Source organism: Streptomyces sp. NPDC093510 (assembly GCF_040683555.1).
Lineage (GTDB): Bacteria > Actinomycetota > Actinomycetes > Streptomycetales > Streptomycetaceae > Streptomyces.
Genome location: NZ_JBFBEE010000007.1, coordinates 285,266 through 298,194, shown reverse-complemented (window position 1 = coordinate 298,194; position 12,929 = coordinate 285,266). Strand labels below are relative to the sequence as shown.

General features: G+C 71.1%; 14 protein-coding genes. 8 read left to right on the top strand and 6 right to left on the bottom strand.

All coding sequences use genetic code 11. The annotated features are described in order from the left end of the window. Nucleotides 1–10: 10 nt before the first annotated feature. The 3 genes from AB0N81_RS14000 to AB0N81_RS13990 form a co-directional block, all read right to left on the bottom strand. Nucleotides 11–484 (bottom strand): GNAT family N-acetyltransferase, encoded by a 474-nt coding sequence (locus AB0N81_RS14000; RefSeq protein ID WP_365358043.1) that lies wholly within the window; start codon nt 482–484, stop codon nt 11–13. 46 nt (nt 485–530) lie between these two features. Further along, a complete protein-coding gene (locus AB0N81_RS13995) occupies nt 531–944 on the bottom strand; it encodes an ATP-binding protein (protein ID WP_365358042.1) in 414 nt (137 codons plus the stop codon). Between the two features lie 107 nt (nt 945–1,051). Beyond that, nucleotides 1,052–2,215, bottom strand: a complete 1,164-nt coding sequence (locus AB0N81_RS13990; protein WP_365358041.1) for a PP2C family protein-serine/threonine phosphatase — start codon at nt 2,213–2,215, stop codon at nt 1,052–1,054. Between the two features lie 122 nt (nt 2,216–2,337). Between AB0N81_RS13990 and AB0N81_RS13985 the strand changes: the two genes are divergently transcribed. The 6 genes from AB0N81_RS13985 to AB0N81_RS13960 all read left to right on the top strand — a co-directional run bounded on the left by AB0N81_RS13985 (nt 2,338) and on the right by AB0N81_RS13960 (nt 7,092). After that, on the top strand, nt 2,338–2,838 hold the full coding sequence (locus AB0N81_RS13985) for a MarR family transcriptional regulator (RefSeq protein WP_365358040.1): 501 nt from the start codon (nt 2,338–2,340) through the stop codon (nt 2,836–2,838). Between the two features lie 218 nt (nt 2,839–3,056). After that, complete coding sequence (locus tag AB0N81_RS13980) at nt 3,057–3,938, top strand: STAS domain-containing protein (RefSeq protein ID WP_365358039.1); 882 nt, start codon at nt 3,057–3,059, stop codon at nt 3,936–3,938. After that, nucleotides 3,935–4,339 carry an STAS domain-containing protein gene (locus tag AB0N81_RS13975; protein WP_365358038.1) on the top strand — a complete coding sequence of 135 codons (405 nt, stop codon included), beginning with the start codon at nt 3,935–3,937 and terminating at the stop codon, nt 4,337–4,339. The genes AB0N81_RS13980 and AB0N81_RS13975 overlap by 4 nt, the downstream gene beginning before the upstream one ends. Before the next feature lie 70 nt (nt 4,340–4,409). Next, complete coding sequence (locus AB0N81_RS13970) at nt 4,410–4,793, top strand: anti-sigma regulatory factor (protein ID WP_365358105.1); 384 nt, start codon at nt 4,410–4,412, stop codon at nt 4,791–4,793. Beyond that, complete coding sequence (locus AB0N81_RS13965) at nt 4,790–5,794, top strand: SpoIIE family protein phosphatase (RefSeq protein ID WP_365358037.1); 1,005 nt, start codon at nt 4,790–4,792, stop codon at nt 5,792–5,794. Before AB0N81_RS13970 ends, AB0N81_RS13965 begins: the two co-directional genes overlap by 4 nt. After that, complete coding sequence (locus tag AB0N81_RS13960) at nt 5,791–7,092, top strand: PP2C family protein-serine/threonine phosphatase (RefSeq protein ID WP_365358036.1); 1,302 nt, start codon at nt 5,791–5,793, stop codon at nt 7,090–7,092. The genes AB0N81_RS13965 and AB0N81_RS13960 overlap by 4 nt, the downstream gene beginning before the upstream one ends. Here the strand turns inward: AB0N81_RS13960 and AB0N81_RS13955 are convergent. Beyond that, nucleotides 7,089–8,525, bottom strand: a complete 1,437-nt coding sequence (locus AB0N81_RS13955) for an SPFH domain-containing protein (RefSeq protein ID WP_365358035.1) — start codon at nt 8,523–8,525, stop codon at nt 7,089–7,091. The genes AB0N81_RS13960 and AB0N81_RS13955 overlap by 4 nt on opposite strands. A 167-nt stretch (nt 8,526–8,692) precedes the next feature. Further along, entirely contained in the window at nt 8,693–9,208 is a 516-nt protein-coding gene (locus tag AB0N81_RS13950; protein ID WP_365358034.1) for a hypothetical protein, read from the bottom strand. Between the two features lie 175 nt (nt 9,209–9,383). Here AB0N81_RS13950 and AB0N81_RS13945 point away from each other — a divergent pair, with 175 nt between their 5' ends. Together AB0N81_RS13945 and AB0N81_RS13940 are read left to right on the top strand one after the other, a co-directional pair. Beyond that, nucleotides 9,384–10,073 (top strand): endonuclease V, encoded by a 690-nt coding sequence (locus tag AB0N81_RS13945; RefSeq protein ID WP_365358033.1) that lies wholly within the window; start codon nt 9,384–9,386, stop codon nt 10,071–10,073. A gap of 58 nt (nt 10,074–10,131) precedes the next feature. Continuing rightward, nucleotides 10,132–11,586, top strand: a complete 1,455-nt coding sequence (locus AB0N81_RS13940) for a glyceraldehyde-3-phosphate dehydrogenase (protein ID WP_365358032.1) — start codon at nt 10,132–10,134, stop codon at nt 11,584–11,586. Nucleotides 11,587–11,682: 96 nt separating this feature from the next. Here the strand turns inward: AB0N81_RS13940 and AB0N81_RS13935 are convergent, their stop codons facing one another. Then, nucleotides 11,683–12,906 carry a saccharopine dehydrogenase NADP-binding domain-containing protein gene (locus tag AB0N81_RS13935; RefSeq protein ID WP_365358031.1) on the bottom strand — a complete coding sequence of 408 codons (1,224 nt, stop codon included), beginning with the start codon at nt 12,904–12,906 and terminating at the stop codon, nt 11,683–11,685. Nucleotides 12,907–12,929 lie beyond the last annotated feature (23 nt).

The following is a 12,929-nucleotide window of genomic DNA, read 5'->3' as shown; positions in this document are numbered from 1 at the left end:
GATCGCGAGGCTACCGGCCCGCACGGGCACCGCCCGCGGCCCGCCCGCCGCCCGGCGGGCGCACCATGAACACGTCGACGGGACCGACGGACTCGACGACGAACCCGTGCCGCTCGTACAGCCGCCCCGCGGCACTGCCCCGCAGCACGTCCAGGCGGACCGCCACGTTCTCGGCGTCGGTCCGTTCCAGGAGACGGCTCAGGACGGCCGAGCCGAGGCCCCGCCCCTGGGCGTGCGGCGCAAGGTAGAAGTGCTCCAGCCATCGCCCGTCCTCGGCGGGCCTCAGCGTGACGCTGCCCGCGAAGGCGCCCCGCGTCTCGATCACCGACGTGTGCGCGGCGGAGAACGAGTCCCGCAGCCGCTGCCGCACCCGGTGCGGGTCGAAGCGTCCGAGCCGCTCCAGATCCGGTCGCATCACCGTGGCCCGCAGCTCGGCGATCGTCTCGATGTCCGCCGCCCGTGCGGAACGCAGCCCCCAGTCCATGATCGGAGTATCGCCGCGCCGGCCGCGTGGCCGGGCGCCGGGGGTGCTACAGCGCCAGCTCCGCCCTGATCGTCTTGCCGGTCGGGCCGTGCGTGACGCCCACGGCTCTGGCCAGCTTCCGGACCATGGGCCAGCCGAAGCCGCCCGTGCCGCCTTCGAGATCGGGGGCCCGCTCGCGCGGCGGCCGCGGGTCCGCGTCGGAGACGGCGATCGTGATGACGTCGGACTGCGCGTGCAGCCGCAGCGAGCACAGGGCGCCACGGGCATGGCGCACCACGTTGGTGATGAGCTCGGAGACGACGAGTTCGATGCTCGCGGCGTTCTCGTCGTCCACGGCAGGGCCGAGCCGCGCGAGGTAGCCACGGGTCAGGTCCCTCGCGTCGGAGACCGCTTCGGGCCTCTTGTCGAAGGTGGCGGTTGCCGGCGGTCCGGTGTCGAGCGGTATGTGCTGTGTCCGCATGAGCCTCCTCCTTCATCGGGTCGGCCATCCCGGGTCGTGGCCGTACGAAAGGAACTCCTGCCCGAAAAGTGGCGGGTTCAACGCCCTTGTTCTCCGGCGCGACGCGCTCAGTCGCGGCCCCGCCAGTCGAGGCACACGATCATCGCGTCGTCGTCGGCGTCGATCGGACCTCGGTACCCCGAGAGCTCCTCGAGCACCGCGCGCGGGACCTGCGAGGGCGGCAGGAGGCGGGTGTTGGTCATCGCCCGGGTGAGCGAGCGCTCGCTGTACCGCTCGCCCGTGGGCGACGCCGTGTTGTAGACGCCGTCACTGACGAACAGGAGCCGGTCGCCCGGCCGGACCCGGAAGTGCTCCGTGGTGTAGGGAGTGTCCTCGGACATGCCGAGCGGCAGCTGGGCGTCCAGTTCGACAGGCTCGGGCCTGCCGTCGCGCATCCGCCACATCTTCGGCGAGCCCGCGTCGATGATCTCCACGTCCCCTGTGGTGAGATCGAAGCGCAGGAGCAGCACGGAGAGATGGACCGCGCCCTGAAAGTGGCCGTAGACGGCCTGATCGGCCAGGCAGGCCTGGTCGGCCAGGGACAGCCCGGCGCGCCGGGCGTTGCGCAGCGCGTTGACCGCGAGGTTGGTGAGCAGGGCGGCCTGAATGCCTTCGCCCATCCCGTTGGTGACGGTGAGGGTGAACTGGTCGGCCGAGGCCGACCAGTCGAAGTTGTCGCCGTGGATGGCGTACGCCGGTTCGAGCTGGGCCCCTATGTCGTACTCGGGACGGGAGCAGGAGCGGCCGGGCAGCAACTGCCACTGCATCTCGGCGGCGAGGGTGAGCCGGTCGGCCCGCCGGGCCTGCAGATAGAGGTCGGTGTCGCGTTCGGCCACGACGATCTCGTGGCCCAGTACCTCGGCCACCTCGGCGAGTTCTCGCACGGTGGCGGGATCGCAGGGGGCGGGGAGGCGCACGGTGAGGACACCGATGCGGTCGCCGCGCACGGACACGGGGAAGTGAGCCGTGCACAGGCCCCCGTGGTCCTCGGTCTCGACACGGGGTTCCTGCGAGCCGAACGCGCGGCCGAGCGCACCGGTGTGGACCGGCACGGGTGTCGCGGTCTCAGGGAGGGCGTTGACCGGTTGGAGTATGGTCATCGCGTAGTCGGCCATGAGCAGTTCCACGGAGTCGGCTGCGTAGTGAACGGCGAGCGCGTCCCGCACTGCTTCGATGAGAGCGTGCGGTGCGGATCTGCGCAGCGCACGCTCCACGGCCGTGAGTCTGTCCACTTGTCGTATACCACCTGTTCCTGTTCGGTCGTTCTTGATACGGGAAGAGCTTGCGAAGGAGCCGTCGGCCCGCCATGCCTCAGCGACTGACAGGATCATTGCGAAGTGTCACAGTTGAGGGCATGGATTCCGAAACTTCCGCCGGAGGCAGCGAGGGTGCGCCCGCGCATGCTGCCCGGGAAGTCATCGAGCTGCTCGAGGTGCTGTGGAGCAGGGGCAGGGACATCACCACGACGGCACCGGTGTCGTCGTCGCAACTGCGTGTGCTCTACGCCCTGGACGGTGCGCAGGGCATCAACCTCCGCACCCTCGGTGAGTACCTGGGGTCGGCGCCGTCTTCGGTGAGCCGTATGTGTGACCGCCTCCATGCCCTGGGTTTCATCGAGCGGTCCCTCAGTTCAGCCAGTCGCCGCGAGCTCGAACTTCGCTTGTCGAGCCGGGGAGAAAGCTATCTCAACGAACTGCGGGCCCGCCGGGAGAGTGCGCTGCTCGAAGCCATCTCGGAGATGCGGCCCGCGGAGCGTTCCGCCCTGGTCAAGGGATTGAGCGGGTTCCGCCGGTCGGTGGAGTGCACGGCGCCCCGGCCCGGCACCGCGGACGACCGCGCGGTGGAGTCCGCCTGACCGTGGCAGGGGCCGAAGCGCGGACCGGCACGTGGCCGTTCCCCCGGCCGAGTGGGTTTACTTCCGGCGTATCCCGGTACTCGCAGTCGGTCATGGCCCGATCACGGTGACAACGGTGCTGCTGGTGTGCGCAGTTGACGCGTCGTAGCCTCTGCCTGCGAAGATCGTCGAACTCGGTTAACATTTGCCGTGCGACAACAATTGCTAAGGTGGATGGAATGAACACCAGTGAGCCCGAGGCCCGGTTGCGTGTCATTGCCGCCCTGCGTGAGCAGGGGGAGAAGGTGGCCGATCGCTGGGTGCAGCTTCAGTCGGAACAGGCGGTCCTGGAGACAGGCATCACCGAGGACGAACTGAACGAGGAAGCCGACTCCTTGGTCGAGACGCTGCTCGCCGGCCTGGAGACGGACTGTCCCGTTCAGGACGTGGTGGTCTCGCACCGCAGTCTGCGGCAGGCCATCACGGACCTCTCGCTGCGCCGCGCCAGAGGAGGCGCGTCCCCCACGGCCACCTACATGGCCGTCCTGTCGCTCAAGGAAGCCCTGCTGGAAGCGGTGCAGCAGGAGACGCGTGACGTCACCGCCCTCTACCAGGCCGCCTTGTTCATCAACCGCCTGCTCGACACCGCGGGCGCCATCTCCTTCGAGACCTTCGTCGAGGGCCGCGAGGGGATCATCCGGCGACAGAGCCGCCAACTCCTGGAAGTGTCCACGCCGGTGGTGCGCATCTGGGACCACGTGCTGGCCGTCCCGCTGATCGGAACGCTCGACACGACCCGCACCCAGGTCGTGATGGAGAACCTGCTGGAGGCCATCGAGCGGGACGAGGCGCAGGTCGCCATCATCGACATCACCGGTGTTCCCACGGTGGACACCGCGGTGGCACACCACCTCATGCAGACCGTCAACGCCGTACGGCTGATGGGCGCCGACTGTGTGATCAGCGGCATCCGCCCGCCGATCGCCCAGATCATCGCCCAGCTGGGCATCGACCTGTCGCCCATCCTGACCCGCGCGACGCTGGCCGACGCCCTCGCCGCCGCCATTCCGCTGCTCACCGACCAGCCGGAACAGCGGGCCTCGTTCGCGGATGCGCGGTGAACGGCGGCTTGAGCGCCGTACCGATCCTGCGGCTCGGTGATGTGCTGGTCACCGGTCTGCTCAACGAACTCGACGACAAGGCGGCGGTCGCCTTCACCGAGGAGTTGACGGAGCGCATCGTCGTCGACCGTGCGCGCGCGATCCTCATCGACATCTCACGGCTCGACATCATCGACTCGTTCGTGGCCCGTACGCTGATGGAACTGACGACCACGGCGCGACTGCTCGGAGCCCGCGTGATAGTGGCCGGCATGCGACCGGCGGTCGCGATCACCCTGGTGGAGCTGGGGCTGCAGCTGTCCGGTGTGGAGACCACCCTCAACGCGGAGCAGGGAATGATCGCATTGGGCTGGCAGCCCGCCGCATCACCCAAGGGGAGCCGTGGTGTCCCTCTACGGTGACCTCGAAGAAGCGCGCGCCGTCCCGGCCCAGACCCGCACCGACGGCGAGACCTTCCGCAGTGAGCACGCCATCCGGGCGGAGGAAGACCTGCTCGCGGTGCGGCACGCGGTGCGCGAAGCGACTCTGCGGGCCGGCTTCGGACTCGTGGACCAGACGCGCATCGTCACGGCCGCCAGCGAACTGGCCCGCAACGCCTACGTTCACGGCGGCGGAGGCTCCGTCACCCTGGAGATCATCGGGCAGGGCGGCCGACGCGGGCTGCGCCTCTCGGTGACCGATCAGGGGCCGGGCATCGCCGACCTCGACCAGGCGTTCGTCGACGGGTACACCACCGGTGCCGGTCTCGGCCACGGGCTGGGCGGCGCCCGCCGCCTCATGGACGAGTTCAAGGTGCAGACCGCGCCGGGCCATGGCACGACCGTCACCGCCGTGCGCTGGAACGGACGACGGTGAACACCGACGCGGCGACACGCACCCTGCACATCGCCATAGACCATCCCAGCGCGGTGCAGAGTGCGGCCGATCAGGCCCGGTCGGTCGCGCGCGGCATGCCCGGAGCACTGCCCGATCAGGCGGCCGTCCTCGCGAGCGAGCTGGCCAGCAACATCGTCAAGCACGCCAGGAACGGCGCCCTGTTCGTCCAGCGCTCGCCGCTCCGCGGTGGCATGGACATCGTCGCCGTCGACAGCGGCCCCGGCATGCCCGACGTCGCCCTGAGCCTCAGGGACGGCTACAGCACCACCAGAACGATGGGTGCCGGTCTCGGCGCCGCGCGCCGCATCGCCACCGACTTCGCGATCCGCTCGGAAACCGGACTCGGGACGCTCGCCCACGCCCGCCTCGCCGAGCCGGACGCGCCCCGTACCACGGGCGCCACGGGCGCGCTGTGCCTGCCCGCCGACGGGGAACAGGAAAGCGGCGACGGGTACGCGGTCGCCGAACACGACGGCGCCAGGACCGCACTGATGATCGACGGACTCGGTCACGGCCCCGAGGCCGCCACGGCCGCCCAGCGCGCCGAACGCACCTTCCTGGCGAACCCCACCGCCCCCCTGGTGGACATCATCGCCGCACTGCACAGGGCGCTGCGGCACACCCGCGGCGCCGCCGTCGCCGCACTGCGCCTGTCCGCCGGCCGGGCCGAGTTCTGCGGCATCGGCAACGTCCGCGCCACGACCCTGTCCCCCCGAGGCATCCACCACCAGTTCACCGGGCACGCCGGCATCGTCGGCTTCAACCTGCCGAGGCCCAGGAGCCGGTTCGTGGACCTCGCCGAACACACCACCGTGGTCCTGTACACCGACGGGATCGACCACCGGTGGACCCACACCCCCACCGACGCTCGCCTCACGCTGCCCCCGGTACTGCTGGCCGCCTCCCTGGCCCACACCCACCGCCGCCGCCGTGACGACGCCACCATCCTGGCCCTCGGCCCGCACCTGGGAATGAGATGACCCGCGAAACCTTCCGTACGCTCAAGGCCCTGCGGCACACCGTACGAAGCATCGCCCTGGGACACCGGCTGCCCGCCGACGACCGGGCGCGCCTCGTCCTGTCGCTGAGCGAGGTGGCCGCCGCGGCCCTCGGCGGCGGCCGTCCCGTCACCCTGCTGAGCGGACGCGAGACGGGCGAGGACGGAGCCCACCGGCTCACCCTCGCCCTGCGCCTGCCGCACCAGAGCGCCGGCGCGCAGGTGGCGACGGACCGCCTGCCGCTGCGGGCGAGCACCCGGCCGGACGGCACGGTCGTATGGAACCTGCCGCTGCCGCCCGGCGGCGGTTCGTACGGGCACGGCGTGCCCTTCCAGGGCGGGCAGCCCGCGAGCCGCCCGCCGGCCACCCCCGCCGCGGCCGCGCAGCACGGCGAGACCGACATCGCGCTGCTCGAGGAGGAGCTCCGGGCGGCGCTGGCACGCGCCGACACCCTGGCCGACGAGCACCAGCGGCTCAAGCACGAACTGGCCGAGACGAACAGCGGGGTCCTCGCCCTGTACGTGCAGCTCGAAGAGCGCGACGAGCAGCTGCGCACGGCCCACGGCCGCACCCTGCGCGCCCTGGAGGACGCGCTGCGCCCCAGACCGCTGCACGTCGACGGTCTGGAACTCGCCGTGCTCTACGCACCGGCCAGCGACGAGGCCCCCACGGGCGGAGACCTGTACGACTGGTTCACCCTCCCGGACGGAACCGTCCACATCACCGTCGTCGACGCGATCGGCCACGGGATCACCAGCACCCGCACCGCGCTGACCGTCACCCACGCGGTGCGCACCCTCGCCCTCGAAGGCCACCCGCTGGAGACCATCGTCGCGCGGACCGACACGATCCTGGCGCCCTTCGACCAGAACGTCATGGCCACCCTGCTCCTTGCCCGCCTGGACCCGGCCGACGGAACCCTGTCCCTGGCCAACGGCAGCCACCCCCCGGCGCTGCTCGCCCACGGGGACGGCAGCGCGACCTACCTGGAGGTGCGCGGGCGCGGAATCGGTTTTCCCCTGCCCGGCAGCGACCGCGTCCTGACCACCACCATGGGCCCCGACGACGTACTGCTCCTCTACACGGACGGTCTCACCGAGAGCCGCCGTGACCCCATCGCGGGCGAGGCCCGGCTCAAGCAGTCCCTGTGCCGGCACCGCGCACGACCGACCGAGCAGATCCCCGGCCTGCTGGCCGAGGACCTGCTCAGTGACGTGCTCCACCAGGACGACACCCTGGCGATCGCGCTGCGGCGGACGAGCGGTGTGACGGGCGGCTAGTCGGTCACCTCGATGCGGCCGTTGACGGGCGCCGGTGCCGGTGTCGGCGCCGCCGGTGTGGAGGGCTTGCCCCCGGTGAGGTTCTTCAGGAGCTCCGCGAGGTCGACTCCCGTGGTGGAGTTGAGGAGTTCGACGCCCTGCGCGACGTTGTCCGCGACCGTCCGGGAGAGCTGGCTCGCGCCGTCCGTGGAGATCACCGTCATCTTGTCCACCGCGCTGAGCGGCTCGGACGCCTTGGCGACCACGCTCGGCAGGACCTCGACGAGCATCTGCAGGACGGCGGCGTCGCCGTACCGCGTGAACGCGTCGGCCTTCTTGTGCATCGCCTCCGCCTCGGCGGAACCCTTCGCGCCGATCGCAGCGGCCTCCGCCTCACCCTCCAGGCGCACGGCGTCGGCGAGCGCGGCGCGGTGCGCCTTCTCACCCTCACCGGTCAGCCGGGCCCGCTCCGCGTCGGCCTCGGCCTGCTTGACCAGACCGATCCTGCGGGCCTCCGCCTCCTGCTCGGCCTGGTAGCGCGCGGCGTCGGCGGGCTTGCGGACCTTGGTGTCCAGCTCGCGGTCGGTCAGCGCGGCCTGGCGCTGGGCGACCTTCTCCTGCTCGGACAGGACGTCCTGCTGCCTGGCCGCCTCGGCGAGCGGGCCGGCGGCACCGGCACGGGCCGCGGCTTCGTCCGTCTCGGCCTTGATCTCGGCCTGCTTGAGCGCGAACGTCCGCTGGGCGATCGCGATCTCCTCCTCGGCCTTCAGCCGCGCCTGCTCGGCGGCGCGCCGCGCCACGGCCTCGGCGATGTCCGCCTCCTGCTTGGCGCGGGCGGCCTCGGGACGCCCGAGGTCCTCCAGGTAGGAGCCCTCGGTGGTGATGTCCTGGATCTGGAAGGCGTCCAGGACCAGGCCCTGACCGGAGAGGCTTGCCTCGGCCTCCTCGGCGACCTGTCCGGCGAACGCGGCACGGTCGCGGATGATGTCCTCGACCGACATCCGCCCCACGATGGAGCGCAGCGCGCCGGACAGCACCTCCTGGGTGAAGCCGACGATGCCGTCCTGCTGCACCAGGAACCGCTGGGCCGCGGCGCGTATCGAGTCCTCGGTGCCGCCGACCTTCACGATGGCGACGCCTTCGAGGTTCGCCTTCACACCGCGCAGCGTGACCGCGCCGCGCACGGCGATCGGGATGTGCCGGGAGGACAGGTCGAGGGTGAACTTCTGCTGCACGAAGGGCACGACGAAGACGCCGCCGCCGACCACGACCTTCTGGCCGCTGTTGTCGGTCATGACCCGGCCGGTGTCCGGGTCGGTGGACTTCTTGCCGCGTCGCCCGGTCACGATGAAGGCCTCGCTGGGCCCGGCGACCTTGTAGCGCGTGATGACGACGAGCGCCAACAGGACGAGGAGTACGACGACTCCGACGACGGAGATCAGGACTGGACTCATGGTGCATTCCCCTCTGCCGTCAGGGGACGGCAGATCGGTTACGTGTTGCGTACGGCGGGCGGCCGACGTGCTGCGGCCACCGACGTGCGGTGGGCCACCGACGTGCGGTGGTCGCCGTGCGTGAGGTGGTCGCCGTGCGTGAGGTGCGGGGCGGAACCGGCGCGCGGTCAGCGCTCCACGGGCCGCACCGCCACCGAGGTCGGCGACAGCGCCGCGTCGACCCAGATCTCGGTGCCCCGTGCCACGGCGGCGGAGCTGCGGGCCGCGAACTTCACCGGCTGGCCCGCGAGGTGCAGCAGCACCTCGCCGTAGCCGTCGGCCGGGATCGCGGTGACCACGGACCCCGCGGTGCCCACGAGGTCGTCGCCGCGCGGGGTGCGGGCGGTCTGGTCGCGCATCAGGGCGCGGGTGAGCTTCCACGTCAGCCAGCCCGCCCCGGTCCCTGCGCAGGCTCCGGCGACGGTGGCGGGGCCCGCTCCGAGGCCGGTGCCGGCGAGCACGAGCGCCCCGCCGAAGCCGAGCATGGACACGAACCCGGCGACGACCGGCAGTGAAAGGAGCCCGTCGAACAGTCCGTCCAGCGCGCTCGCCCCTCCGAAGAGACCTTCGAGGACCCCGTCCAGGACGAGCGAGAGCGTCAGCAGCACGATGCCCGCGATGCCGAGACCCAGAAACACCACCATCGGATCACTTCCCCCGTCACGCCGCCCACCTCGGTACGGGTCGATCCTGGCACGCCGACGGAGTTCATGACATTGCCTGAATCCGGCAATCTTTACGCGTCGTTAATGCCGGACATCCTGGCCCCGTCCGTGCCCGTCGTCCCGCGCCGGCCGCCCAACTAGGCTGGCCCGCACCATGATCAGCTACTCACTGCCCTCCGACTGGCCCGCCGACGAACGGGCGGCACGTGCCGTCCAGGACGAACTGCGCGATCGCGTCATCCTCGACGGACAGGGCCCGCCGCCCGGCACAGGACACGTGACCGGGGTGGACGTCGCCTACGACGACGAGCGCGACATCGTCGCCGCGGCCGTCGTCGTCCTGGACGCCGCGACGCTCGACGTGGTCGAGGATGCGACGGCGGTCGGCACGGTGACGTTCCCCTACGTGCCGGGCCTGCTGGCGTTCCGCGAGATCCCGACGGTCCTCACCGCGCTCGCCGAGCTGCGCTGCGACCCCGGGCTCGTCGTCTGCGACGGCTACGGAGTGGCCCACCCGCGCCGCTTCGGCCTGGCGAGCCACCTCGGTGTACTGACGGGGCTGCCGACGATCGGCGTCGCCAAGAACCCCTTCACCTTCGCGTACGACGAGCCGGCCGCCCCGCGGGGGAGTGCGGCGCCACTGCTGGACGGCGCGGAAGAGGTGGGCCGCGCGCTGCGCACCCGCGAAGGCGTGAAGCCGGTCTTCGTCTCGGCGGGACACCGGATGGATCTGGACGGGGCCTGCGCGCACACCCTGCACCTCACGCCCCGCTATCGGCTGCCGGAAACCACCCGCCGCGCGGACGCGCTGTGCCGCTCAGCACTGCGGGAAGTGGCCGGTTGAAGGGCGAAAGGATGAGCGGGTTAGCATATGAGCGCCGCCTAGCTCGAAAGATACTCCTGTGACTGTCAATGACGACTCGTTCACCAATTGGAAGAACCGCGAGGAGATCGCGGAGTCGATGATCCCGATCATCGGGAAGCTGCACCGCGAGCGGGACGTGACGGTCCTGCTGCACAGCCGCTCCTTGGTGAACAAGTCGGTGGTCAGCATTCTGAAGACCCACCGATTCGCCCGGCAGATCGCCGGCGAGGAGCTCTCGGTCACCGAGACGCTGCCGTTCCTGCGGGCTCTCACCACGCTCGACCTCGGCCCTTCGCAGATCGACATCGGCATGCTCGCCGCGACGTACCGGGCCGACGACCGCGGTCTGAGCGTCGAGGAGTTCACCGCCGAGGCCGTCGCCGGTGCCACGGGCGACAACAAGATCGAGTGCCGCGAGGGCCGCGACGTCGTCCTCTACGGCTTCGGCCGCATCGGCCGCCTCGTCGCCCGCCTGCTCATCGAGAAGTCCGGCTCGGGCAACGGCCTGCGGCTGCGTGCCGTCGTGGTCCGCGGGGGCGGGGGACGGGCCGCCGAGGATCTCGTGAAGCGCGCCTCGCTGCTGCGCCGCGACTCCATCCACGGCCAGTTCCAGGGCACGATCACCGTCGACGAGGCGAACAGCACGATCGTCGCCAACGGCAACGAGATCAAGGTGATCTACGCCAACGACCCCTCCGAGGTCGACTACACGGCGTACGGCATCAAGGACGCCATCCTCATCGACAACACCGGCAAGTGGCGCGACCGCGAGGGCCTCTCCCAGCACCTGCGCCCCGGTATCGACAAGGTCGTCCTGACCGCCCCGGGCAAGGGCGACGTCCCGAACATCGTGCACGGCGTCAACCACGACACGATCAAGCCGGACGAGCAGATCCTGTCCTGCGCCTCCTGCACCACGAACGCGATCGTCCCGCCCCTGAAGGCCATGGCCGACGAGTACGGCGTGCTGCGCGGCCATGTGGAGACCGTCCACTCGTTCACCAACGACCAGAACCTCCTGGACAACTTCCACAAGGCCGACCGCCGCGGCCGCTCCGCGCCGCTGAACATGGTCATCACCGAGACCGGCGCCGCCTCCGCCGTCGCCAAGGCGCTGCCCGACCTCAAGGCGCCCATCACCGGCAGCTCGATCCGCGTCCCCGTCCCGGACGTCTCGATCGCCATCCTGAGCCTGCGCCTGGGCCGTGAGACCACCCGCGAAGAGGTCCTCGAACACCTCCGCGACGTCTCGCTGAACTCGCCGCTGAAGCGCCAGATCGACTTCACGACCGCTCCCGACGCCGTCTCCATGGACTTCGTCGGCTCGCGCCACGCCTCGATCGTCGACGCCGGCGCCACCAAGGTCGACGGCGACAGCGCGATCCTCTACCTGTGGTACGACAACGAGTTCGGCTACTCGTGCCAGGTCATCCGGGTCGTCCAGTACGTCTCCGGAGTCGAGTACCCGACCTACCCGGTACCGGTGGTCTGATCTCCGGTGGATGCCCCGCACGGGAACGTGCGGGGCATCTCCGTACGCCGTACCGGCGCGCCCGGCGTCCTACCGGACCTACCGGACCTACCGGACCTACCGGACCGAGGCGACCCGGAACGAGAGCCCCGACGCCTGAAGCCGCGCGAGCAGCGCGTCGCCCATCGCCACGGCCGTGGTCACCTGCCCCGACGTCGGCGGCAGGGTGTCCAGCGCGAGGCACAGCGCCGACTCGGCCAGCATCCTGGCCGTCTCGTCGTATCCTGGGTCTCCGCCCGAGACCTCGGTGTAGACGCGCTTGCCGCCGCCCTCGCCGACGAACCGCACCGAGAACCACGTCCTGTCCCGCCGCTCCTGGCTCGGCCCGTCGCCGGGCTTCAGCCGGCCCGACAGCCACCGTCGCGCGGGCGGAAGCTGGGCGGCCGCCACCAGACCGCCGAGGGCGACGGTGCCGCCGAGGGCCATGGGCAGCGTCCGCACGGCCGCGTAGTGCCGGTAGCGGAAGTCGGGACCGTACCGCTCCAGGGCACGCGCCGAACGCTGCACCACCTGCGGGTCGATCGTCGGCAGGGGCAGCGCCCACGCGCCGACCTCGCCCGCGTACCTCGGCGCGCTCGGCGGCGCGTACGCCTTGCGGTCCGTCAGACGGGGTTCGCGGCGCCGCCGGTCCTTGGCGGCGGCCAGCATCTGCCGGCCGCGGCCGAACTGGTTGAGCGCGGAGGCGAAGGTGCCGCCGGAGAACTGCCCGTTGGTCCGTACGAAACCGTCGACCCGCAGCGGCACTCCCTCGGGCAGCTGCCGCACGGTGAAGTACGCCCCCAGGTCGTGCGGGATCGAGTCGAAGCCGCAGGCGTGCACGAGGCGCGCGCCGGTCTCCCGCGCGCGGGTGTCGTGCTTCACGTACATGAGGTCGACGAACTCCGGCTCACCCGTGAGGTCCACGTAGTCCGTGCCCGCCTCCGCGCACGCGGCGACCAGTTCCTGTCCGTACGTCAGGTAGGGGCCCACGGTCGTGGCGACCACGCGCGCGTGGTCGGCCATCTCGCGCAGCGAGCCGGCGTCGCCCACATCGGCACGCACCAGCGGGAGTTCGGCGCACGCCGGGTCGATCGAGGCCAGCCGTTCCCGCAGCCGTTCCAGTTTTCCGGTGTCGCGTCCCGCGATCGCCCACCGCAGCCCTTCCGGGGCGTGCGCGGCGAGGTACTCCGCGGTGAGCACCCCCACGAAGCCGGTCGCTCCGAAGAGCACGATGTCGTACGCGCGATCCGTCTTCGCGCCGGTCTCGTCGTTCCCGGCGCTCGCGCCGTGCTGACTGGTCATGGCACCTCTCCGCTGTACGCCCC